Genomic DNA, 24,291 nt, shown 5'->3' with positions numbered 1-24,291 from the left:
TGCAGGTTTTACTTTTGCGCTGATGCAGCTGAAATGTAGCGAAAATGCTGCTTTTTGTGAGCTAAGCTGGCATTCCAGTAGAAGTTTTTCATAAAAGTGTTAACGTGCTACACTTGCATTTGATATAAGTCAACGAAGCGTTGTTTTTATGCTTATCGGTTGTTGTTGGTGCTGTTAGGTTGCTGTTAATACGGTTAGGATAAGCGCCAGTCCGATACCCACGGGGCACGCAAATATTCATCCTGACTGGCTGAGCTAACACTGAAGTTGACGTAGATGGATGGTGTATTCCGAAGATCATTTCGTACACCGGTTGCGAACGGCCCACTGTTCAGTGGAACAGTTATGGCAACCGCCGTACGCCCTGTTTTCGATTTGTTGGCAAATTTTAGGTAGCGAAACATGCAGACCCCGCACATTCTTATCGTTGAAGACGAACTGGTCACGCGTAACACCCTTAAAAGTATTTTTGAGGCCGAAGGTTACGTGGTCTATGAAGCCACCGACGGCGCCGAGATGCATCAGGTTTTGACCGATAACGACGTCAATCTGGTGATCATGGACATCAACCTGCCAGGCAAAAACGGTTTACTGCTGGCGCGCGAACTGCGCGAACAGGCCAATGTCGCTTTGATGTTCCTCACCGGCCGTGATAACGAAGTGGATAAAATCCTCGGTCTGGAGATCGGTGCTGACGATTACATCACCAAGCCGTTTAACCCACGTGAGCTGACGATTCGTGCGCGCAACCTGCTGTCGCGTACCATGAATCTGGCGATGCCGAGTGAAGAGCGCCGTCAGGTCGAGAGCTATCGCTTCAACGGCTGGGAGCTGGATATCAACAGCCGCTCGCTGATCAGTCCGAACGGCGAGCAGTATAAGCTGCCGCGCAGTGAGTTCCGCGCCATGCTGCACTTCTGCGAAAACCCAGGCAAAATCCAGACGCGCGCCGACCTGCTGAAGAAGATGACCGGTCGCGAGCTGAAGCCGCATGACCGTACGGTGGATGTCACCATTCGCCGCATCCGCAAACACTTTGAGTCGACGCCGGATACGCCGGAAATCATCGCCACTATCCACGGCGAAGGCTACCGCTTCTGCGGTGAGCTGCAGGATTAAGCGTCCGTCGCGAAACAAAAAAACGCCCGTCAGGGCGTTTTTTTATCGGCTCAGTGCCACGGCATAATCGGCACCGCGCTCAGCGCATTTTTCGGTGAGCCATCGACCACTTTATCCGAATAGCTCAGGTACACCAGCGCATTACGTTTCTGGTCAAAGAAACGCACCACCTGCAGCTTCTTAAACACCAGCGAAGTGCGTTTGCGGAACACCACTTCACCCTGCGCCTTGCCTTGCGCGATTTTATCGCTAAGCTCTACCGGACCCACCTGCTGACAGGAGATGGCGGCGTCGGAAGTATCTTCCGCCAGACCCAGTCCGCCTTTGATACCCCCGGTCTTCGCCCGGCTGATATAACAGGTTACATTTTTTACGTCAGGATCGTCGAAGGCTTCCACCACGATCTTATGATCGGGGCCAAACATCTTGAACACGGTGTCAACGGAGCCGATCTCCTCGGCCAGCACGCTATGACTTAACATTAAAGTTGCCAGCGTGACTATAAGATTGCGAGCTATTGTCATTGAGTTACCATTGCAAACGGAATAGATGTGAATGTAATGTACTGTTAATCGAACCGAGAACCAAACCAAATGGGTTTCAACCCGCATTGATGTAGCACAGTTAACTGGCAAACCACCCCCGCGCCGTTGTGCAATTCGTGCTACTATTCGGTGACTTCATCGTTGCGCCACCAGAGAGTTATGAGGATGTTTTATGGACCAAGCCGGTATCATTCGCGATTTGCTTGTCTGGCTGGAAAGCCATCTGGATCAACCCCTTTCGCTCGATAACGTTGCGCTAAAAGCGGGCTATTCCAAGTGGCACCTGCAGCGAATGTTCAAGGAAGTTACTGGCCACGCCATCGGCGCATATATCCGCGCCCGCCGGCTGTCCAAGGCCGCCGTTGCGCTGCGTCTCACCAGCCGGCCGATCCTCGACATTGCGCTGCAGTATCGCTTCGATTCGCAGCAAACCTTTACCCGCGCGTTTAAAAAGCAGTTCAATCAGACACCTGCGTGGTATCGCCGCTCATCAGAGTGGAACTCGTACGGCATTCGCCCGCCGATTCGCCTCGATGATTACCCGATGCCGCAGGCGCAGTTTGTTACACTGCCGGAAACGGTGCTGGTGGGGCAAACGCAAAGCTATACCTGTACCCTGGAGCAGATCTCCAGCTACCGCGACGAGATGCGCATCCACTTCTGGAAGCAGTTCCTGCTGGAGACCGATACCGTGCCGCCGGTGCTGTATGGCCTGCATCAGGTACGCGCCAGCCATGAGAAGGATGATGAGCAGGAGATTCTGTACACCACGGCGGTGCCGGCCGATCAGCAGGCGCTGAGCATGCAGTCAAACCAGAGCGTGATTCTGGAAGCCGGGGATTATGTGCAGTTCAGCTATCAGGGACCGCGCACCGCGCTGCAGGAGTTTATTCTGCTGCTGTACGGCACCTGTATGCCGACCCTCGGCCTGGTGCGCCGTCAGGGCCAGGATATTGAGCGCTTCTACACGCACGGTGGCAAGAAGCGCAGCGAGCCGCCGATGGAGATTCGCTGCGAATATCTGATTCCGATTCGTCCGCAGCAGTAACGGGCGGTGCCGGTGGTCGCCATCAATGGCGACCCTACAGAAGCATCACCGTTTGTCGCCAATGCGCATAGCCTGTGCACCCCGTAGGGTGCGCATTCATGCGCACCGATTCAACCGCAGCAACAACCCTTACCGTTTGTCGCCAATGCGCATTGCCCATGCCCTCGTAGGGTGCGCATTCATGCGCACCGATACGCGATCATTCATGCGCACCGATACGCGGTCATTCTGCGCCATGCACTACCGCAATTAACGCTGCAACTCGTCCAGCGCCGGGGCATCCAGATGCGACACATCACCGGCCGTCTCGACTACCCAGCCGGCGGCGAGCCAGGCGCTTTGCTGATGATCGACGCGCGAAATCGAGCAGTTGCGCAGACGCAAACGGCGCTCCGCATGGGCCGGCAGCCCCAGAATGGTACTCACCAGCACACCCAGCGCCATGCCGTGGCTGACCAGCAGCGGACGGCTGCCTGCCGGCAGATCGAGACAGGCGTTGAGCGCGGCATGCATGCGCGTCGCCATCTCTTCCATCGACTCACCGCCCGGAATCCGGCCGCCTTCGGTACCATCCACCAGCGCTTTACGCCAGCTCTCCTCTTCCGCCGTCAGGCCGTCGAGCGGGCGCTGTTCCAGACAGCCCATATTGAGCTCGCGCAGGCGGGCATCGAGCGTCACCGTGCAACCGCAGGCATCGGCGATAATCTCTGCGGTGCGCCGGGTACGTCCTAAATCGCTGGCAATCACGTGAGTAATGCCCAGCGATTTCACGCGCTCGCCCACCTGATGCGCCTGCTGCTCACCTTTATCCGTCAGCGGACTGTCGGACTGCCCCTGAATGCGTCGGGCCGCATTCCAAACCGTTTCACCGTGACGAACAAGATAGACCTGTAACATGCTTAATTTCCGTTATACTGCGACAAATTTGTCTTGAGGGTTCAGGTAATTATGTACCATGTTGTCGCAGCCACCATCAATCCGGCAAAAATCCGCGCAATTGCTCAGGCGTTCAACGACGTTTTCGGCGAAGGATCCTGCCATATTGAAGGGGTCGAGGTCGAGAGCGGCGTCGCTGCGCAGCCCTTAAGCGATGCCGAAACGCGAACTGGCGCACGCCAGCGCGTGGCGAATGCGCGTCAGGTACGGCCGCAGGCAGATTACTGGGTGGCGATTGAAGCCGGCATCGAAGGCGACTGCGCCTTTGCCTGGATGGTGGTGGAGAATGCACAGCAGCGCGGCGAATCCCGCTCCGCCAGCTTTACGCTGCCGCCGGTGGTGATGACCGGCCTGGCCGCCGGACGCGAACTCGGTGACGAGATGGCGCGCTTAACCGGCGTGGAGAATATCAAACACAAAGGCGGGGCGATTGGCGCCTTTACCCACGGCCTGCTGAGCCGCTCCAGCGTCTATCATCAGGCCCTGATTCTGGCGCTCTGCCCGTTCACGCACCCGCTGTATCAGCAGTAATCAGCTGCGCCCGAGGCGCGCTTCCAGCCAGCGTTTCAGCTCGGGCGGTGCCTCTTTCAGGCTGTTGGATCCACGGGTGATGGTGGCAATCCCGACGCCCAGCTCATTTTTCAGCTCGCGCTGACTGATATCACCGTTGATCAACGCTTCGATAATGCGCAGGCGTGTGCCCAAGGCTTCGCGCTCGTCCGGCGTCATCATCAGCTGCAGCAAAGGCAGCGCCACGTCATCGGAAAACGCGTTGTGCATCAGGTCGATGAAACGTAGCCAGTTGTCTTCAACCGGCTGCGGGGAAAGGGATTGGCTCATGAAGGCTTCCGTACTCATTAACGAGTACGGAAGCATAACACAGTCAGTAACGGCGATTCCACTCGCCGTCGGCCAGAATCTTATCCGGCTTGCCCATGAAGTAGCGGTAATAGGCATCGTAGGCCAGCACGTTTTTCACGTAGCCGCGGGTTTCCGAGAAGGGAATGGTTTCGATAAACGCCACCGCATCCAGTTTGCCACCGCTGGTATTCAGCCAGCTGCGCACCCGCCCTGGACCGGCATTATAGGCGGCGGAGGAGAAGATGCGGTTCTGACCAAACTGCTGATACACATACTCCAGATACTGCGTACCGATCTGGATGTTAGTCTGCGGATCGAGCAACTGGCTGCTGTTAACGTAGCCCGGAATGTTGTACATCTTCACGGTATGGGTGGCAGTGCCCGGCATCACCTGCATCAGTCCGCTGGCACCGACCGGCGAGCGCGCTTTCGGATTCCACGCGCTCTCCTGGCGGGAAATCGCCATGGCGTAGCTTTGCGTGATACTTTTGTCGCTGGTGTATTGCTGATACAGATTGCGCCACGCCAGCGGGAAACGCTCTTTCAGGCTATCCCACATTTTCGCGGTGATGGTGGCCTGCACGCTGAGATCCCACCAGTCCTGTTCATTCGCGTAGCGCGCCAGCATCTGCTGCTGGGTGCGGGTTTTGCTGCTGATCAGGTTAGCCCACTCGCTGCGCGCCAGGTTATCCAGCCCCCAGTACATCAGCTCGCGCACGCGCGCCATCTCCGGCCCCTGCACCACGCTGTTGTCGGCCGACGGTGCCTGATCCACCTGCAGCGGATACTCCACGCCAAGGCGCTGCGCCGCCACCATCGGATAGAAGCCGCGCTGCTGCATCAGCTTACGCAGAATCTCTTCCGCTTCCTCTTTGCGCCCCTGCGTCATCAGCAAGTCAGCCTGCCAGTACTGCCACTCATCTTTCTCTTTGGCTTCCACCGGCAGACGGGCAATCCAGGTGTTCAGACCGCGACGATCGTTCTCGCTCAGCGCCAGCCGCACGCGCCGCTCAATCAGCGCGGTCGATTCGCTGTTCATCACCACCGCATCGCGCCAGCGCGCCTGCTCCGAGGTGAGATCCGCGCCCATCATGCGCCACACCACCGTCTCTTTCAGATCCTGCTCTTCCGCCGGGCTCATCTTCTGCGCCTGGACCAGCTGCGGGATCATCATGCGCGCATTGTCCATATCCTGACGCGCCACGCGGGCAAAAGCGTAGCTGGTGGCCATACGGGTAAAATCGGTCGGGCCGAGGGTGCTGGCAAAGGTGGTGACGGTCTGGGGATTCTGCTGCAGCGCAATCAGCGCGCTGGCGGTAGTTTGGTAATCCGCCGGCAGCATTTTCGCCAGGTAATTAACCAGGCTGTCGTTGCCGGCTTTCATCGCCAGCCGGATGCGTTCGAGGATGGTGATCGGCGACAGCTGCCCTGAAGCCTGCCACACCGAGAACAGTTTGTCGCAGTCGTTCGGCAACGCGGTCCCGCGCAGCCAGATGGCTTTGGCCCCGTCAAACGCCGCCTGCTGCTGACCGGTCGCCCATTTGGCGTAGTACCAGTTACAGCGCGCCTGCACCGGCTTTGGCTCATCCGGGCTGAAGCTGAGCACGCCCGGCCAGTCCTGCCGGTGCGCCAGCACGTTAACAAAGCGCGTCTGCAGTGAACGCGCCGGCGGCAGCGTCGGATACTGCTGAATAAAGTTTTTCACCGCCAGCCCGGTCTCCTGATCGAGATCCTGCGCCAGCAGGCGGTACTGCAGGTACGGATAGAGCGGATAATCCTGCAGCGTTGGCATCAGCTGCTCAACCTGGTCCATCTGTTTGTTGTCCCAGGCCTGTTTGATCTGCGCATAGCGCTGTCGTTGCTGATCCAGCGAATCGGCCCACACGCTGCCGGCCGTGCTGACCAGACAGATCCCTATCATCCAGTTACGCCACTTCTCCACTCCGCTCTCCTCATTGCTGCGCTCCAGCTTATGCCGGACTCCCTTCATGCTAACCAGGCCAACCGGCTCTTGCCACGTTCTTCACAAAATTTACCCAGGCGCACCGTGATTGTTCAGCGTCTGCGCCGCAATTGTGCAAATTATCATCATAAAAACTTATTACCCAGCAAATAGCTATGCGATTTCATTCAGTTATAAATCTGGCACGTGCTTTGCTCTGTTGAATGCCATCTTGTATACCAGCTGGAATTCACTCATGGCATCGACCTTCGGTTTTACGCTTCAGGACTGGCAACGTTGCGCACAGCAGGATGCACAGCAGATCCCTGCACTGCTGGCCGCACATCTCGACGCACTCGATAACCAGGATAATGCCTGGCTGTATCTCGCTTCCCCGGCAGAGCTGCTGGCGCAGATTGAACCGCTGCTGGCGGCATACCAGCGCAATCCGGCCGCGCTGCCGCTGTTTGGCGTGCCGTTTGCCGTTAAAGACAATATCGACGTGGCGGGCTGGCCTACCACCGCCGCCTGCCCGGCGTTGACCTATCAGGCCGCGGCCGATGCCTTCGTGGTGGCAAAGCTGAAAGCAGCAGGCGCTATCGTCATCGGTAAAACCAACCTCGACCAGTATGCAACCGGTCTGGTGGGCACGCGCTCGCCGTATGGTGCGGTGAGCAACACCTTTAATCCGGCCTACGTCAGCGGCGGCTCCAGCTCTGGCTCCGCGTCGGTGCTGGCGCGCGGACTGGTCGGCTTCTCGCTCGGCACCGATACCGCCGGATCCGGCCGCGTGCCGGCAGGTTTCAACAATATCGTCGGGCTGAAGCCGACCAAAGGCTGGTTCTCCGCCAGCGGCGTGGTACCGGCCTGCCGTCTCAATGACACCATCTCGGTGTTCGCCCTGACGGTTGCCGATGCCTTCAGCGTCGCCAGCATCGCGGGCGGCTACGACGCCGGCGACGCCTATGCGCGCCACTCTCCGCGCAGCGCACCGGCCAGTTTCCAGCCGCAGCCGTCGCTGGCGATCCCTGCCGCGCCGCAGTTTTACGGTGACCAGCAGGCGGAAGCGGCGTGGCTCAGCGCCCTGGAGCAGCTTACGGCAGGCGGTGCGACGCTGCACCCGATCGACTTCGCCCCTTTCCACCAGCTGGCGGAGCAGCTCTATTACGGCCCGTGGGTCGCCGAGCGCACCGTGGCGGTCGGTGAGATGATCGACCGCCCGGAAGAGATGGATCCGGTGGTGTACGGCATCGTCAGTAGCGGCCGCCAGTACAGCGCCGTCGAGGCGTATCAGGCCGAATACCTGCGCGCCGAACTGACGCGCCAGATCCAGCAGACGCTGGCCCAGTTCGATGCGCTGGTGGTACCGACCTCGCCCACCATCCATACGCTGGAAGAGATGCAGCAGGAGCCGGTGCACTACAACTCGCAGTTCGGCACCTATACCAACTTCACGAATCTGGCCGATCTCAGCGCGCTGGCGCTGCCCGGCCCGTTCCGCGCCGATGGACTGCCCGCGGGCATCACGCTGATCGCCCCGGCGTGGCACGACCGCGCGCTGGCGGCGTTTGGCCTGCGCTGGCAGCAGCAGCTGGCGCTGCCGCTCGGAGCCACCGGCAAAGCGCTGCCGCCGCAGCCCGCCGCGCTGCCGCCGTCACCTGACCACGTGCGCGTGGCGGTGGTTGGTGCCCATCTCACCGGCATGCCGCTGAATTTCCAGCTCACCACGCGCCAGGCGGTGTGGGTCGAAGAGACGCAAACCGCCAGCCACTATCGCCTGTTCGCCCTGCTCGATGGCCCGATCAAAAAGCCCGGCCTGCTGCGCGGCGACAGCGGCGCCGCCATCACCGTTGAACTGTGGGACATCCCGCTGGCGCGCTTTGGCGAATTCGTCGCGGAAATCCCGGCACCGCTCGGCATCGGCTCGCTGACGCTGGCGGATGGACGCATCGTGAAAGGCTTTATCTGCGAACCGGCAGCGCTGACGCAGGCGCTGGAAATCACTGAATTCGGCGGCTGGCGCAACTGGCTGACGTCACAGGGGAATCACTAATCATGTTCAGCACCGTTCTGATTGCTAACCGTGGCGAAATCGCCTGCCGCGCCATCCGCACCCTGAAGCGCCTCGGCGTGACCAGCGTGGCGGTCTATTCGGATGCCGACCGCAATGCGCGTCACGTTACCGAAGCCGACGTGGCGATTGCCCTCGGCGGTGACAAAGCCAGCGACAGCTATCTGCGCATCGACAAAATTCTGGCCGCTGCGCAGCAAAGCGGCGCGCAGGCCATCTGGCCCGGCTACGGTTTTCTCTCCGAGAGCCTGCCGTTCGCCGCCGCCTGTGAAGAGGCCGGCATCGCGTTTGTCGGCCCGACCGCGCAGCAGATTGGCGAATTTGGTCTCAAGCATCGCGCCCGTGAGCTGGCAGCCAGCGCCGGCGTGCCGATGACGCCGGGCACGCCGCTGCTCAGTTCGCTGCAGGACGCACTCAGCGCGGCGGAAGGTATCGGCTATCCGGTGATGCTGAAAAGCACCGCCGGCGGCGGCGGCATCGGTCTGACCCGCTGCGCCGACGCCACGGCACTGGAAAATGCATGGGAGAGCGTGCGTCGCCTGGGCGAACAGTTTTTCAGCGATGCCGGCGTGTTTCTCGAACGCTGCATCGACCGCGCGCGCCACGTGGAAGTACAGATTTTTGGCGACGGCAAGGGCAAGGTGATTGCGCTTGGCGAACGCGACTGTTCGCTGCAGCGCCGCAATCAGAAGGTGGTGGAAGAGACGCCGGCCCCTAATCTGCCGCAGGCCACGCGCGAAGCGCTGCTGGCCTCAGCGGTGCGGCTGGGCGAGCTAGTCAATTACCGCAGCGCCGGCACCGTGGAGTACATCTATGACGCCGCGCAGGACGCGTTTTATTTCCTTGAAGTGAACACCCGCCTGCAGGTCGAGCATCCGGTGACCGAGTGCGTCACCGGCCTCGACCTGGTGGAGTGCATGCTGCAGGTGGCGGCGGACGATGCCATCGACTGGGATCGTCTGCAGCAGGCTCCACATGGTGCATCGATTGAGGTGCGGCTGTACGCCGAAGATCCGCTGAAAAACTTCCAGCCGAGCCCAGGCGTATTAACCCACGTCAGCTTCCCGCCGGCGGTGCGCGTCGACGGCTGGATCGAGACCGGCAGCGAAGTGACGGCGTTTTACGATCCGATGGTGGCCAAACTGATCGTGCATGGCGAAACGCGCGACGCCGCGCTGGCGAAGCTGCAGCAGGCGCTCGACGCCACCCAACTGCACGGCATCGCCACCAATCTGGATTATCTGCGTCAGATCGTGGCGACCGACGCCTTCCGCAGCGGCAACGTCTGGACGCGCTTCCTTGATGGCTTTACGCCGGCGGCCAGCGTCATCGAAGTGCTGCAGCCCGGCACCTTCAGCAGCATTCAGGACTTTCCCGGCCGCCTGGGCTACTGGGACATCGGCGTGCCACCGTCCGGCCCGATGGATGACTTCGCCTTCCGCCTGGCCAACCGTATCGTCGGCAACCACGCCAGCGCCGCCGGACTGGAGTTCACCCTGCAGGGCCCGACGCTGCGTTTCCACAGCGATGCACTGATCGCGCTGACCGGTGCCGACTGTCCGGCCGATCTCGACGGTAGCGCGGTCGACTACTGGCAACCGGTGGCGGTGAAAGCCGGACAAACCCTGACGCTGGGTCGCGCGCAGAGCGGCTGTCGCACCTATTTAGCGGTGCGTAATGGTTTCGACGTGCCGGAATACCTCGGCAGCCGCGCCACCTTCTCGCTGGGCCAGTTTGGTGGCCACGCCGGCCGCACGCTGCGTGTCGCCGACATGCTGCCGATCTCTCAGCCAGCGCTCGCCGCCTGCACCACGCCGGCCCCGGTCAGCGAACCCGAAGCGCTGGATCGCGCGCTGGTGCCGCACTACGGCAGCGAATGGCGCATTGGCGTGCTGTACGGTCCGCACGGCGCACCGGATTTCTTCACCCAGGCCGCCATTGATGAGTTCTTTGCCAGCGACTGGCAGGTGCATTACAACTCCAACCGACTGGGCGTCCGTCTGGTCGGGCCTAAACCCAGCTGGACGCGCGCCAACGGCGGTGAAGCCGGGCTGCATCCGTCTAACGTACACGACTGCGAATACGCCATTGGCGCGGTGAACTTTACCGGTGACTTCCCGGTGATCCTGACGCACGACGGCCCGAGCCTGGGTGGCTTCGTCTGCCCGGTCACCATCGCCAAGGCCGAGCTGTGGAAAGTTGGCCAGGTCAAACCGGGCGATCGCATCCGCTTCCACCCGATCAGCGCCGACGAAGCGGTCGCGCTGGAGAAAGCCCAGGCGCACAGCGTAACCACGCTGCGCAGCCAGCACGCACCGGCCTTCGCGGTGCCGTCGCTGGCAGCGAGCGACATCGGTTCTGCCACTCTGTTAGCGGCGCTACCGGCAACCGCCACCACCCCTGCGGCGGTCTATCGTCAGGCGGGCGACAAATATGTGCTGATTGAGTACGGCGATAACGTGCTGGATCTGGCGCTGCGCCTGCGCGTACATCTGCTGATGCAGGCACTGCGCCAGCGTGCAGAGCCCGGCATCGAAGAGCTGTCGCCCGGCGTGCGCTCGCTGCAGGTGCGCTATGACAGCCTGGTGATCGGTCAGCAGCAGCTAATGACGCTGCTGCTGGAGCTGGAAGCCGGGCTGGGCGACGTCAGCGCGCTGAAAGTGCCGTCGCGCATCGTCTGGCTGCCGATGGCGTTTGAAGACAGCGCCACGCTCGGCGCGGTGGAGCGTTACAAAGAGACGGTTCGCGCCAGCGCGCCGTGGTTGCCGAACAACGTTGACTTCATTCAGCGCATCAATGGGCTGGCGAGCCGCGAAGCGGTGCGCGACACCCTGTTTGCCGCCAGCTATCTGATTCTCGGTCTCGGCGATGTCTATCTCGGCGCGCCGTGCGCGGTGCCGATCGATCCACGCCATCGCCTGCTGAGTTCCAAATACAGCCCGGCGCGCACCTTTACCGCCGAAGGCACGGTGGGCATTGGCGGCATGTACATGTGCATCTACGGCATGGACTCACCGGGCGGCTATCAGCTGGTGGGGCGCACGCTGCCTATCTGGAACAAGTTCCTGCAAAACGATCAGTTTGCCGCCGGCGAACCCTGGCTGCTGCGCTTCTTCGATCAGGTGCGTTTCTATCCGGTGAGTGAAGCGGAACTGACGCAGCTGCGCGACGATTTCCGCGCCGGTCGTGCCCGCATCCGCATCGAACAGAGCGAATTTGACTTCGCGGCCCATCAGCAATTCCTCACCGACAACGCGCCGGAAATCAGTGCCTTCCGTGAACGTCAGGCCGCGGCGTTTGAGCAGGAAGTGACGCTGTGGGCGCAGGAAGAGCAGGAAGCGCCGCTCATCAGTGAAGAGACGCTGGTGGTGGCCGACGCAGAGGACGATGCGCTGGCGGTGTGCGCAGACATGAACGGCAACATCTGGAAAGTGCTGGTTGCGCCGGGCGATACGGTGCAGGCCGGCCAGACGCTGATCATCGTGGAAGCGATGAAGATGGAGCTGGCGATTGTCGCGCCGCAGGCCGGCACGGTGAAACGCATTGCCTGCCAGGCGGGCCGACCGGTAAGTCCGGGCGACACCCTGCTGTGGCTGGCTTAAGGAGCAGGTATGAACAGTAGCGCACCCCGCAGCAAAGGCCGTCCCGAAGCGCTGGCCGAAAAGGTTTATCAGGCGCTGAAGCAGGACATTTTTGAATTCCGTCTGATGCCGGGCGACCGCTTCAGCGAAAACGAAATCGCCGAGCGGCTGGCGGTGAGCCGCACGCCGGTGCGTCAGGCGCTGTTCTGGCTGGAGCGCGAAGGCTATGTCGAGGTGTGGTTTCGCAGCGGCTGGCAGGTACGGCCGTTCGATTTCGCCTACTTCGAGGAGCTGTACGACTTCCGCACCGTGCTGGAACGCGAAGCGGTGCGCCGTCTGTGCGCGCTGCCGCCGCTGGCCTGCGCGGAAACCCTGACCGCGCTGAAAACCTTCTGGATCGACGATGCCCGGCTGGAAGACGGCAAAGCGGTATCGGCGCACGACGAAGCCTTTCACATGGCGCTGGTGGCGGCGGCAGGCAATCAGGAGATGGCGCGCATCCACGCCGAGCTGACAGAAAAAATCCGCATCATTCGCCGTCTCGACTTCACGCGGGACGATCGGGTCGATGCCACGTACCGCGAGCACGCTCAGATCTTACGGGCGATTTTTCAGCAACACACCGAGGAGGCACAGCGCATTTTAACCGACCACATTGCCGTCAGTAAGGCCGAGGTCAGGAAGATTACATTGCACATGTTACAGCAGGCTCGGCTTCAACCCATTGAATAACAACAGATAACACAGTTAGGGGTTTAAATGATGAAAAGACGTTCGTTGCTTAAAGCGTTCGCGCTCTCCGCTACCGTTGCCAGCATGGGCTTCGCCTTTACCGCGCAGGCGGCAGACACCATCAAAGTCGGCATCATGCATTCGCTGTCCGGCACCATGGCGATCTCCGAAACGCCGCTGAAAGATGTGGCGCTGATGACCATCGATGAGATCAACGCCAAAGGCGGCGTGCTGGGCAAGAAGCTGGAACCGGTGGTGGTCGATCCGGCCTCTAACTGGCCACTGTTCGCCGAAAAAGCGCGCCAGCTGCTGACTCAGGACAAAGTGGCGGTAGTGTTTGGCTGCTGGACGTCGGTGTCGCGTAAATCGGTGCTGCCGGTGTTTGAAGAGCTCAACGGCCTGCTGTTCTATCCGGTGCAGTACGAAGGCGAAGAGATGTCGCCGAACGTGTTCTACACCGGTGCCGCGCCGAACCAGCAGGCGATCCCGGCAGTGCAGTATCTGATGAGCGAAGATGGCGGCAGCGCAAAACGCTTCTTCCTGCTTGGCACCGACTACGTCTATCCGCGCACCACCAACAAGATTCTGCGTGCCTTCCTGCACAGCAAAGGCGTGCAGGATAAGGATATCGAAGAGGTATATACGCCGTTTGGTTACAGCGATTACCAGACCATCGTGTCCAATATCAAAAAATTCTCCGCCGGTGGCAAAACCGCGGTGATCTCCACCATCAACGGTGATTCCAACGTACCGTTCTACAAAGAGCTGGCGAACCAGGGCATTAAAGCAACCGACATTCCGGTGATCGCCTTCTCGGTGGGGGAAGAAGAGCTGCGCGGCATCGACACCAAACCGCTGGTCGGTCAGCTGGCGGCGTGGAACTACTTTGAGTCGGTGGATAACCCGACTAACGCGAAGTTCGTGGCCGACTACCGTGCTTACGCCAAAGCGCACAACCTGCCGAACGCCAGCACCGTGGTGACCAACGATCCGATGGAAGCCACCTACGTCGGCCTGCATATGTGGGCGCAGGCGGTCGAGAAAGCCGGCACCACCGATGTGGACAAAGTGCGCGCCGCAATGGCCGGACAGACGTTTAAAGCGCCGGACGGCTTCACGCTGACCATGGACAAAACCAACCACCATCTGCACAAGCCGGTAATGATTGGTGAAGTGGAGGAGAACGGCCAGTTCAACGTGGTGTGGCAGACCGAACAGCCGGTACGCGCCCAGCCGTGGAGTCCGTACATCGCCGGGAATGATAAGAAGCCGGATTATCCGGTGAAGTCGGCGCAGTAAGGGGAGGCTGAGAGCCCTCGCCCTCTGGCCCGCTGGCCCTCACCCTAACCCTCTCCCGCTGGCGGGAGAGGGAACCGATCGAGCCAGCACGCCGCTACCGAACTCACCTGTAGCAGCGTCTCCCTCTCCCTGTGGGAGAGGGCCGGGGTGAGGGCCATGCACCGCACTGCCGCTTTTTCTCCCTCTCCCTCCGGGAGAGGGTTAGGGTGAGGGCCAGACAACGCCTTAACCCCGGTGAGGGCCACATCGCACCCAACGTAACCCATAACAGGATGATCACCATGACACTCCGCCGTATTCTCAGCTGCCTGCTATTACTGCTGCCGTGGCTGGCGCAGGCCGGTGATGGCGCTGACTTCGCCGCCGCCAGCCGCACGCAGCAGGCGACGCTGCTGCAGCAGTGGGCTGCGGCGCCACAGGCCAGCCGCTTGCCGCTGCTGCAGGCGCTGCGCAATGAAAGCGTGGTTATCGACCAGAACAAACAGCCGTTCAGCAAGCAGGCTGACCAGCTTCTGCCGCTCGACAGCGCCCGGCAGCCGGACGGCGAAACAAAAAAACTTTTCATGAACAACCGGCTGCGCGTGCTGATTGCCAGCGCCCTCGCCGCCCACCAGCTGGTGAGTGACGATGCGGCGACTCGCCTGCGCGCGGCACAACAGTTACAAAACGATGCCGCGCCTGACCAGCTGCCGCTGATTGAACAGCGCCTCGCCGCCGAGCAGGACAGCAAGGTGCACGCGGTGCTGGCGATGGCCGCCGCGAATCTGCAGCTCGCCAGCCCGGACGCCGCGCTGCGCCTGAAAGCGGTCACGCTGCTGGGTGAATCGGGCGATCCGGCAATGCAGGCCAGCCTGACGCGCTTAACCCAGGCCAGCAACGAACCCGATGCGCAGGTGCGCGCCGCTGCGGCCGCCAGCCTGCAGCACATCAGGCAGCGCCTGATGTGGGGCGATTGGCTCGGCCAGGCGTTTACCGGCCTGTCGCTCGGTTCCATTCTGCTGCTGGCCGCACTCGGCCTGGCAATCACCTACGGCCTGCTGGGGGTGATCAACATGGCGCACGGCGAGATGCTGATGCTCGGCGCCTACGCCACCTGGCTGGTGCAGAACCTGTTCCAGCAGTTTGCGCCGCAGTGGCTGGCGTGGTACCCACTGCTGGCGCTGCCGGTGGCCTTCGCCGTCACCGCCGCGATGGGCATGCTGCTGGAACGCACCATCATCCGCCATTTATACGGTCGCCCGCTGGAGACGCTGCTCGCTACCTGGGGCATCAGCCTGATGCTGATTCAGCTGGTGCGCATGCTGTTTGGCGCGCAGAACCTCGAAGTGGCCAATCCGGGCTGGCTGTCCGGCGGCTGGCAGCTGCTGCCGAATCTGGTGCTGCCGTATAACCGCATCGCGGTGATCCTGTTTGTCATCGCGGTATTGGCGCTCACCTGGCTGCTGCTGAATAAAACCCGGCTGGGGCTGAATGTGCGGGCGGTCACCCAGAACCGCGCTATGGCGGACTGCTGCGGCGTGCCGACCGGCCGCATCGATATGCTGGCGTTTGGCCTCGGTTCTGGCATTGCCGGGCTCGGTGGCGTTGCGCTGTCGCAGCTGGGCAACGTCGGGCCGGAACTGGGTCAGGGCTACATCATCGACTCGTTCCTCGTGGTGGTGCTTGGCGGCGTCGGTCAGCTGGCCGGCACCGTGGTGGCGGCTTTTGGTCTCGGCATCCTCAACAAAGTGCTGGAGCCGCAGATTGGCGCGGTGCTCGGCAAAATCCTGATCCTCGTGCTGATCGTGCTGTTCATTCAGAAGCGTCCACAGGGCCTGTTTGCCGTTAAAGGGAGGGTGATTGACTGATGAGCCAGCCACTGACCTTACGCGCGGTGCGCAAAGCGCCGCGCCTCAGCCTGATTCTCGGCGTCATCGTGACCGCGCTGCTGCTGGTGCTGCCGTTCTGCGCCCTGCTGCCCGCCAGCCATCCGCTGGCGATCTCCACCTACACGCTGACGCTGGTCGGCAAAATCCTCTGCTATGCGATTGTCGCAGTAGCGCTGGATCTGGTGTGGGGCTATGCCGGACTGCTGTCGCTTGGCCACGGGCTGTTTTTTGCCCTCGGCGGCTATGCCATGGGCATGTACCTGATGCGCCAGGCCGCAGGCAGCGGTTTGCCGGCGTTTATGTCGTTTCTGTCGTGGAATGAGCTGCCGTGGTTCTGGGCCGGCAGCCAGCACTTTCTCTGGGCGCTGTGCCTGATTGTGCTGGTGCCGGGCCTGCTGGCACTGCTGTTTGGCTTCTTCGCCTTTCGCTCCAGAATCAAAGGCGTCTACTTTTCTATCATGACACAGGCGCTGACTTACGCTGGCATGCTGCTGTTTTTCCGCAACGAAACCGGCTTTGGCGGCAACAACGGCTTCACCGGTTTCACCACCCTGCTCGGCTTCAGCGTCACCGCCACCGGCACGCGTATCGCGCTGTTTATCGCAACCGTGCTGTTGCTGCTGTTCAGCCTGGCACTGGGCTTTGCCCTGGCGCGCAGTAAGTTTGGCCGTGTGCTGACGGCGGTGCGCGATGCGGAAAACCGCCTGATGTTCGTCGGTTACGATCCGAAAGGCTTCAAGCTGTTCGTCTGGACGCTCTCCGCCGTCCTGTGCGGGCTGGCCGGCGCGCTGTACGTGCCGCAGGTCGGCATCATCAACCCGAGCGAAATGTCGCCGACCAACTCGATTGAAGCGGCGATTTGGGTGGCACTCGGTGGACGCGGCACGCTGATTGGTCCGCTGCTGGGTGCGGCCATCGTCAACGGTGCCAAAAGTTGGTTCACCGTCGCCTTCCCGGAATACTGGCTGTTTTTCCTGGGCCTGATGTTTATCCTGGTCACGCTGTTCCTGCCGCGTGGTGTGATTGGCCTGCTGCGCCGGAGGCGCCATGACTGAGCAACTGTTTACCCAACCGCACCCGGCGGATCGCCATCGTCAGCAAACCGATCCGGTGCTGCTGCTGGAGAAGATCAACGTCTCGTTTGACGGCTTTCGCGCGCTGACCGATCTGTCATTGCAGATCGGCGTCGGCGAGCTGCGCTGCGTGATCGGCCCGAACGGTGCGGGAAAAACCACGCTGATGGACGTGATCACCGGCAAAACCCGCCCGGACAGCGGCCAGGTGATCTACGACCAGGATACCGATCTGCGCCAGCTGTCGCCGGTGGAGATCGCCCGCGCCGGCATTGGCCGCAAGTTCCAGAAACCCACGGTGTTTGAAGCGCTGACGGTGTTTGAAAACCTCGAAATCGCGCTAAAAAACGATAAATCGGTGTGGGCCAGCCTGCGCGCCCGGCTAAACGGCGAGCAGCGCGATCGCATCGACGAGGTGCTGAAACTGCTGCGGCTCGGCGGTGAACGCCAGCGGCAGGCGGGTCTGCTGTCGCACGGGCAGAAGCAGTTTCTCGAAATCGGCATGCTGCTGGTGCAGGAGCCGCACCTGCTGCTGCTGGACGAACCGGCAGCCGGCATGACCGATGCCGAAACCGACTACACCGCCGAGCTGTTCCGTAGCCTGGCGGGCAAGCACTCACTGATGGTGGTGGAGCATGACATGGGCTTTGTGGAAACCATTGCCGACCACGTGACGGTGCTGCATCAGGGCCAGGTGCTGGCTGAGGGATCGCTGCGCGAGGTACAGGCGGACGATCGGGTTATCGACGTATATCTGGGGCGCTGAGATGTTACAGGTAGCAGAACTGCATCAATATTACGGCGGCAGCCATATCCTGCGCGGCCTGTCGTTTGAGGCCCGCCCGGGCGAGATCACCTGCCTGCTGGGGCGCAACGGCGTGGGCAAAACCACACTGCTGAAGTGTCTGATGGGGCTGATTCCGGCCAAATCCGGCGAGATTCGCTGGCAGAACCAGCTGATCAATACGCGCAAGCCACACCAGCGCGTGCGGGCCGGCATTGCTTATGTGCCGCAGGGACGCGAAATTTTTCCGCGTCTGACGGTGGAAGAGAACCTGCTGATGGGGCTGGCGCGCTTCTCCGGCGCGCAGGCCAGCCGCGTTCCGGAGGAGATCTACCAGCTGTTTCCGGTACTGCGCGAGATGAAAACGCGGCGCGGCGGCGATCTTTCGGGCGGGCAGCAGCAGCAGCTGGCGATCGGCCGGGCGCTGGCCTGTCGGCCGCAGCTGTTGATCCTCGATGAACCGACCGAAGGGATCCAGCCGTCAGTGATCAAAGAGATCGGTGCGGTGATCCGCCAGCTGGCGCAGCGCGGTGACATGGCGATCCTGCTGGTCGAGCAGTTTTACGATTTCGCCGCCGAACTGGCCGACAGCTACCTGGTGATGTCGCGCGGCGAAATTGTGCAGCGCGGCGCGGGGGCGAATATGGAAAGCGAGGGCGTGCGCGGGCTGGTGGCGATTTAGCCGTGCAGCGGGTGGCGAGGCAGAGGACAGGTTGTTAATCTGCAAGAAAAAACTTATGTTTACTCTCCACCCGGCCATCCTGGCCGTAGCTGAGGCTGAGCGAACTGTTACTGATGGAAACCCGCCGCGACGAACGAATCAACAAGCTGGCGCAGGCGCTGAAACACAGCGATACCCTGCACTTAAAACAGGCCGCGCAGCTGCTGGGCGTGTCGGAAATGACCATCCGCCGCGATTTAACCGGCGCCACCCAGGGCGTGGTGCTGCTGGGTGGCTATGTGATGCGCGACCCACGGCAGAACGTGGCGCACTATTTTGTCAGCGACCAGCAAAACCTCAACGTCAGCAAGAAACGTCTGCTGGCACAGCGGGCTGCCGCGCTGGTGCAGGCCAACGACACGGTATTTTTCGACTGCGGCACCACGTTACCGCTGGTGATCGAAGCGATCGATAACGACCTGCCCTTCACCGCCATCTGCAGCGCGATCAACACTTTTCTGGCGTTAAAGGAGAAGCCGCGCTGTCGGGTGATTCTGTGCGGCGGCGAATTCCACGCCGATAACGCCGTGTTTACCCCGCTCGAACAGGTCACGGTGCTGGATGCGCTCTGCCCCAATAAAGCCTTTATCTCTGCCGCCGGCATGGACGCCGCGCAGGGTGCCACCTGTTATAACCTCAATGAACTGCCCATCAAGCATCTGGCGCTGCAGCGGGCGCAGACCAAAATCGTGGTCGGCGACAGCAGCAAGTACGGCAAGGTGCTGCCGGCGCGCATTGGTGACTTCTCGCTGTTTGATAGGCTGGTCAGCGACAGCCCGCCTCCGCCCGCGCTGCTCGCGGTGCTGCAGGCGGCCGGGCTGACCCTGCATTGCGGCTAGCATTATTCAGCCCGCGCCAGCCGCTGCGGAAGATTGCGCGCAATGCGGCTGTGATTGGCGGGTGAAAACGGCTAAACTTCAGCATCTGACGTTCCACCCATTACAGACCAAGAGGCTCATCACAACGTGGCTCAATTCGTCTATAGCATGCATCGCGTCGGCAAAGTGGTTCCGCCGAAGCGTCACATTCTGAAGAATATCTCCCTTAGCTTTTTCCCTGGTGCCAAAATTGGCGTACTCGGCCTGAACGGCGCGGGTAAATCGACCCTGCTGCGCATCATGGCCGGCATCGATAAAGATATCGAAGGGGAAGCGCGCCCGCAGCCGGGCATCAAAGTCGGCTATCTGCCGCAGGAACCTCAGCTGAACCCGGAACACACCGTGCGTGAGTCGGTGGAAGAAGCGGTCGCGGAAGTGGTTGGCGCGCTGAAGCGTCTCGACGAAGTGTACGCGCTGTACGCCGATCCGGACGCCGACTTCGACAAGCTGGCCGCTGAGCAGGGCCGTCTGGAAGAAGTGATCCAGGCACACGACGGGCACAACCTGGAAACCCAGCTGAACCGCGCCGCCGATGCCATGCGTCTGCCGGAGTGGGATGCCAAAATCGCGAACCTGTCCGGTGGTGAACGCCGCCGCGTCGCGCTGTGCCGTCTGCTGCTGGAAAAGCCAGACATGCTGCTGCTCGACGAACCGACCAACCACCTGGATGCCGAATCCGTCGCGTGGCTGGAGCGTTTCCTGCACGACTTCGAAGGCACCGTGGTGGCTATCACCCACGACCGTTACTTCCTCGATAACGTTGCCGGCTGGATTCTGGAGCTGGACCGTGGCGAGGGCATTCCATGGGAAGGCAACTACTCCTCATGGCTGGAGCAGAAAGATCAGCGTCTGGCGCAGGAGGCTTCTCAGGAAGCGGCGCGTCGCAAATCGATCGAGAAAGAGCTGGAGTGGGTGCGTCAGGGCGCGAAAGGCCGTCAGTCCAAGGGCAAAGCCCGTCTGGCGCGCTTTGAAGAGCTCAACAACACCGATTATCAGAAACGTAACGAGACCAACGAACTGTTCATTCCACCTGGTGCGCGCCTCGGCGACAAAGTGCTGGAAGTGAAGAACCTGAGCAAAGCGTATGGCGATCGCGTGCTGATTGACGATCTGTCGTTCTCGCTGCCGAAAGGCGCCATTGTCGGCATCATCGGCCCTAACGGCGCCGGTAAATCGACGCTGTTCCGCATGATGTCAGGCCAGGAGCAGCCGGATTCCGGCAGCATCGAGCTGGGCGAAACCGTGAAGCTGGCGTCGGTCGATCAGTTCCGCGATGCGATGGATAATTCCAAAACCGTGTGGGAAGAAGTTTCCGGCGGTCAGGACATTATGCGCATCGGCAACACCGAAATGCCGAGCCGCGCTTATGTCGGTCGCTTCAACTTCAAGGGCACCGATCAGGGCAAACGCGTTGGCGAACTGTCCGGCGGTGAGCGTGGTCGTCTGCACCTGGCGAAACTGCTGCAGGTAGGCGGCAACCTGCTGCTGCTCGATGAGCCAACCAACGATCTGGACATCGAAACCCTGCGCGCACTGGAAAACGCCCTGCTGGAGTTTCCGGGCTGCGCGATGGTGATCTCGCACGACCGCTGGTTCCTCGACCGTATCGCCACCCACATCATCGATTATCAGGATGAAGGTAAGGTGGAGTTCTTCGAAGGTAACTTTACCGAGTACGAAGAGTACAAGAAACGCACCCTCGGCGCCGAAGCGCTGGAGCCGAAGCGTATCAAGTACAAGCGCATGGCGAAGTAATCGCTGTGATAACAAAAAGGCGCCGCGGCGCCTTTTTTGTTGTGCTGTGCTAGCTGCCCAGCATCTGCTTCACCAGCTCGACGCAGCGCAGGAAGCGTGTGTCGTAGTCATCCTCTTTGACGTGCACATATTCAATGTGATTTTCACGCAGCATGGTGACCAGCATCGACTGGAACTCGCGGCGATCCATCGAACTGCCGAGGCTGCGCAGGCCGTCGGCCACCCACGGCACATTATTTTCCAGCAGAATCACCAGGTCAAAGCGGTACTCATCGATCAGCGCCTGCACGAACGGGTGCTCGCGCCCTTCATACTTGAGGCAGAACGCCTGGGTAGTGATGAAGTCGGTATCGATAAACGCCACTTTGTTGGCATATTTGACGGCAAAATCGATGTACTGCGCCTGGCCGAGCGCGATTTTGTCGTAATCGGAGTATTGCAGCGCCATCTCATCGCCGCCGAGGTGCGAGAAGACGTAATCGCGGCCATACTCCCACGCGCTGGTGGTGTTGAAGATGTTGGCCAGTTTGTTAACCAGCGTCGATTTACCGCTCGATTCACCGCCAAGCACCGCCACGGTGCGCACGAAGAACGGCTTCACTTCAGTCGGGATGTACTCCCAGTAGCGGAACGGATCCTGACGAATCTGGCTGCCGCTGATGTTCATAAACGATCGATGCGGATCGATCACCACCGCCGGAATACCCAGATGCTGCTGATACATCGGCGCATCCGGTTCTTCGCTGGTGTAAACACAGTCTGGCTCAATGCCCTGCTCCGCCAGGAAGGTTTTCACGCCGGCGCTCCACACGTCCCAGCCGTGCGGATAGGGCTCAATGCCCTCTTCGTCGAACGAATGGATGCGGATATTTTTCTGGTATTTAAAGGTCTGCAGCAGCCAGCGCAGACGATCGCTGATGGTGGGCTGCTGCGACATGGCGCTGTTCTCAAACAGCTGGCGATCGCGCGGATCGTCATGCCCCATGATGATGTGCAGCTCATCGACCTGGCTACAGGCGCGCTGGATCAGGTAGATGTGGCCAGTGTGCAGCGGATAGAACTTCCCGAACACCACGCCCACGGTTTTGTCGCGACGCGGGAATTCCAGCCCGAGAAAGCGGTGCAGCGCTTCCAGCTTCTGCGCGCTCGGGCTTTTGATTTTGGCATTCAGCAACTGGCTCAGATAGCCTTTGGTCATCCCGCTGGCATCAGCCACCTGCTGCAATGTGTGTCCCTGCTGGCGAATCGCGGTTTTCAGATAGTCAAACGATGACATGTGGTGCCTCCTGCGTGGAATGAGTGGGATGGTGCGCGCGGGCCCTCACCCCGGCCCTCTCCCGCCCGCGGGAGAGGGGGAAAATCCTGGATAGAGCGATAAATGGCAGATCAACGCCGTACTTCCCGCCCCTGCGAACGGTCCCCTCTCCCGCAAGCGGGAGAGGGGGAAAATCCTGGATAGAGCGATAAATGACAGATCAACGCCGTACTTCCCGCCCCTGCGAACGGTTCCCTCTCCCGCCTGCGGGAGAGGTGGAAGGTCCTGAACAGAGCGATAAATGGCAGATCAACGCCGTACTTCCCGCCTCTACGATCGGTTCCCTCTCCCGCAAGCGGGAGAGGGTTAGGGTGAGGGCAAAGGTAAGGACAAAGATGGGGCACAAGCCACCCCTCTCCCAACACCCCGCCTTACAGCTCGTCCAGAATCGCCAGCGCATCCGCCAGCTTCTTCGCGCTATACACCTTCATACCGTCAATCGCCTTCTTCGGCGCATTTCCTGCCGGCACAATGGCGCGCTTGAAGCCGTGCTTGGCCGCTTCGGAAATGCGCTCCTGGCCGCTCGGCACCGGACGAATTTCCCCGGCCAGCCCGACTTCGCCAAAAATAACCAGATCCTGCGGCAGCGGGCGATCGCGCAGGCTCGATACCATCGCCAGCAGCAGCGCCAGGTCTGCACTGGTCTCGGTGACTTTGACGCCGCCGACCACGTTCACAAACACATCCTGATCGGCCATCTGCAGGCCGCCGTGACGGTGCAGCACCGCCAGCAGAATCGCCAGACGGTTCTGCTCCAGCCCAACCGCCACGCGGCGCGGATTGCCCATCATCGAATGGTCCACCAGCGCCTGAATCTCAACCAGCAGCGGGCGCGTGCCCTCCCAGACCACCATTACCGAACTGCCGGAGGTGATCTCATCGCCGCGTGACAAAAAGATAGCAGACGGGTTGCTGACTTCGCGCATGCCCTGCTCGGTCATGGCAAAGACGCCCAGCTCATTCACCGCACCAAAGCGGTTTTTGTGGCTGCGCAGCGTGCGGAAGCGCGAATCGGCATCGCCGTCCAGCAGCACCGAACAGTCGATGCAGTGCTCCAGCACCTTCGGCCCGGCCAGCGAGCCATCTTTGGTGACGTGACCGACCATGATGATCGCCACGCCGCGCGTCTTGGCGAAGCGCGTCAGGTAAGCGGCGGTTTCCCGTACCTGCGCCACGCTGCCCGGCGATGACTGGATCTCCGCCATGTGCATCACCTGGATCGAGTCGATCACCATCAGCTTCGGCTGCTCCTGCTCGGCGATCAGGCAGATCTGCTCAATGCTGGTTTCCGACAGCATATTGAGGTTTTCCGTCGGTAATCCCAGACGATGGGCGCGCATCGCCACCTGTTGCAGCGACTCTTCGCCGGTGACGTACAGGGTTTTCATCCCTTCCGCCAGCTTACACATCACCTGCAACAGCAGCGTAGATTTACCGGCGCCCGGGTTACCGCCAATCAGTATCGCGCTGCCCGGCACCACGCCGCCGCCCAGCACGCGGTCAAACTCTTTAAAGCTGGTCGAGAAACGCGGCAGCGCTTCCAGACTGATCTCCGACAGCTTCTGCACCCGGCTGGTGCCGGCGCTGCCGGCATAGCCGCTCAGGCGCTCATTGCGCGCAGCCGCAGGCGAGGCGGCAATGCGCACCTCGGTAATGGTATTCCAGGCGTGACAGGCGCTGCATTGCCCCTGCCAGCGCGGATAGTCAGCGCCGCATTCGTTACAGACGAAGGCGCGTTTTGCCGCTTTGGCCAAATCAAATCC

At 61.1% G+C, this 24,291-nt stretch carries 19 protein-coding genes; 13 read left to right on the top strand and 6 right to left on the bottom strand.

Annotation, left to right across the window (positions count from 1 at the left end):
* Positions 1-402 precede the first annotated feature (402 nt).
* Positions 403-1,119 (top strand): two-component system response regulator ArcA, encoded by a 717-nt coding sequence (gene arcA / locus MXF20_RS13040; RefSeq protein WP_325969720.1) that lies wholly within the window; start codon positions 403-405, stop codon positions 1,117-1,119.
* 50 nt (positions 1,120-1,169) lie between these two features.
* Here arcA and creA read toward each other — a convergent pair whose 3' ends face one another.
* A complete protein-coding gene (creA, locus tag MXF20_RS13035) occupies positions 1,170-1,643 on the bottom strand; it encodes a protein CreA (protein WP_325969719.1) in 474 nt (157 codons plus the stop codon).
* A 193-nt stretch (positions 1,644-1,836) separates the two neighbouring features.
* On the opposite strand from creA, the gene robA reads away from it, so the two are divergent.
* Positions 1,837-2,712, top strand: a complete 876-nt coding sequence (gene robA, locus MXF20_RS13030) for an MDR efflux pump AcrAB transcriptional activator RobA (RefSeq protein WP_021508651.1) — start codon at positions 1,837-1,839, stop codon at positions 2,710-2,712.
* Between the two features lie 249 nt (positions 2,713-2,961).
* Here the strand turns inward: robA and gpmB are convergent, their stop codons facing one another.
* A complete protein-coding gene (gene gpmB, locus MXF20_RS13025) occupies positions 2,962-3,609 on the bottom strand; it encodes a 2,3-diphosphoglycerate-dependent phosphoglycerate mutase GpmB (protein WP_021508687.1) in 648 nt (215 codons plus the stop codon).
* Between the two features lie 51 nt (positions 3,610-3,660).
* Between gpmB and yjjX the strand changes: the two genes are divergently transcribed.
* Positions 3,661-4,179, top strand: a complete 519-nt coding sequence (gene yjjX / locus MXF20_RS13020) for an inosine/xanthosine triphosphatase (protein ID WP_325969718.1) — start codon at positions 3,661-3,663, stop codon at positions 4,177-4,179.
* Here the strand turns inward: yjjX and trpR are convergent, their stop codons facing one another.
* Together trpR and sltY are read right to left on the bottom strand one after the other, a co-directional pair.
* Positions 4,180-4,488 carry a trp operon repressor gene (trpR, locus tag MXF20_RS13015; protein ID WP_058781604.1) on the bottom strand — a complete coding sequence of 103 codons (309 nt, stop codon included), beginning with the start codon at positions 4,486-4,488 and terminating at the stop codon, positions 4,180-4,182.
* A 43-nt stretch (positions 4,489-4,531) separates the two neighbouring features.
* On the bottom strand, positions 4,532-6,451 hold the full coding sequence (sltY, locus tag MXF20_RS13010) for a murein transglycosylase (RefSeq protein ID WP_325969890.1): 1,920 nt from the start codon (positions 6,449-6,451) through the stop codon (positions 4,532-4,534).
* 256 nt (positions 6,452-6,707) lie between these two features.
* On the opposite strand from sltY, the gene atzF reads away from it, so the two are divergent.
* From atzF to ettA, 10 genes are all read left to right on the top strand, one after another.
* On the top strand, positions 6,708-8,504 hold the full coding sequence (atzF, locus tag MXF20_RS13005; RefSeq protein ID WP_325969717.1) for an allophanate hydrolase: 1,797 nt from the start codon (positions 6,708-6,710) through the stop codon (positions 8,502-8,504).
* 2 nt (positions 8,505-8,506) lie between these two features.
* Positions 8,507-12,124: an urea carboxylase gene (gene uca, locus MXF20_RS13000; protein WP_325969716.1), complete on the top strand. Its 3,618-nt coding sequence runs from the start codon at positions 8,507-8,509 to the stop codon at positions 12,122-12,124.
* Between the two features lie 9 nt (positions 12,125-12,133).
* A complete protein-coding gene (locus tag MXF20_RS12995; protein WP_021506818.1) occupies positions 12,134-12,835 on the top strand; it encodes a GntR family transcriptional regulator in 702 nt (233 codons plus the stop codon).
* 30 nt (positions 12,836-12,865) lie between these two features.
* Positions 12,866-14,134: an urea ABC transporter substrate-binding protein gene (gene urtA / locus MXF20_RS12990; protein ID WP_031279577.1), complete on the top strand. Its 1,269-nt coding sequence runs from the start codon at positions 12,866-12,868 to the stop codon at positions 14,132-14,134.
* 281 nt (positions 14,135-14,415) lie between these two features.
* A complete protein-coding gene (urtB, locus tag MXF20_RS12985; RefSeq protein WP_325969715.1) occupies positions 14,416-15,981 on the top strand; it encodes an urea ABC transporter permease subunit UrtB in 1,566 nt (521 codons plus the stop codon).
* Positions 15,981-17,057, top strand: a complete 1,077-nt coding sequence (gene urtC / locus MXF20_RS12980; protein WP_058781599.1) for an urea ABC transporter permease subunit UrtC — start codon at positions 15,981-15,983, stop codon at positions 17,055-17,057. Before urtB ends, urtC begins: the two co-directional genes overlap by 1 nt.
* Complete coding sequence (urtD, locus tag MXF20_RS12975) at positions 17,050-17,841, top strand: urea ABC transporter ATP-binding protein UrtD (RefSeq protein ID WP_325969714.1); 792 nt, start codon at positions 17,050-17,052, stop codon at positions 17,839-17,841. Before urtC ends, urtD begins: the two co-directional genes overlap by 8 nt.
* A gap of 1 nt (position 17,842) precedes the next feature.
* Entirely contained in the window at positions 17,843-18,541 is a 699-nt protein-coding gene (gene urtE / locus MXF20_RS12970) for an urea ABC transporter ATP-binding subunit UrtE (RefSeq protein ID WP_325969713.1), read from the top strand.
* Positions 18,542-18,654: 113 nt separating this feature from the next.
* The gene (deoR, locus tag MXF20_RS12965; RefSeq protein WP_325969712.1) at positions 18,655-19,419 is read left to right on the top strand and encodes a DNA-binding transcriptional repressor DeoR; all 765 of its coding nucleotides are present in this window, start codon (positions 18,655-18,657) and stop codon (positions 19,417-19,419) included.
* A 126-nt stretch (positions 19,420-19,545) separates the two neighbouring features.
* On the top strand, positions 19,546-21,213 hold the full coding sequence (ettA, locus tag MXF20_RS12960; RefSeq protein ID WP_071813584.1) for an energy-dependent translational throttle protein EttA: 1,668 nt from the start codon (positions 19,546-19,548) through the stop codon (positions 21,211-21,213).
* A gap of 49 nt (positions 21,214-21,262) precedes the next feature.
* Here ettA and nadR read toward each other — a convergent pair whose 3' ends face one another.
* A complete protein-coding gene (gene nadR / locus MXF20_RS12955; RefSeq protein ID WP_058781598.1) occupies positions 21,263-22,489 on the bottom strand; it encodes a multifunctional transcriptional regulator/nicotinamide-nucleotide adenylyltransferase/ribosylnicotinamide kinase NadR in 1,227 nt (408 codons plus the stop codon).
* A 410-nt stretch (positions 22,490-22,899) separates the two neighbouring features.
* Positions 22,900-24,282 carry a DNA repair protein RadA gene (gene radA / locus MXF20_RS12950; protein ID WP_021506810.1) on the bottom strand — a complete coding sequence of 461 codons (1,383 nt, stop codon included), beginning with the start codon at positions 24,280-24,282 and terminating at the stop codon, positions 22,900-22,902.
* Positions 24,283-24,291 lie beyond the last annotated feature (9 nt).

Source organism: Pantoea dispersa, from assembly GCF_035783935.1.
Taxonomy (GTDB): Bacteria; Pseudomonadota; Gammaproteobacteria; order Enterobacterales; family Enterobacteriaceae; genus Pantoea; species Pantoea dispersa_C.
The sequence above is the reverse complement of the archived record's forward strand: the minus strand, read 5'-3'. Positions and strand labels throughout refer to the sequence as shown.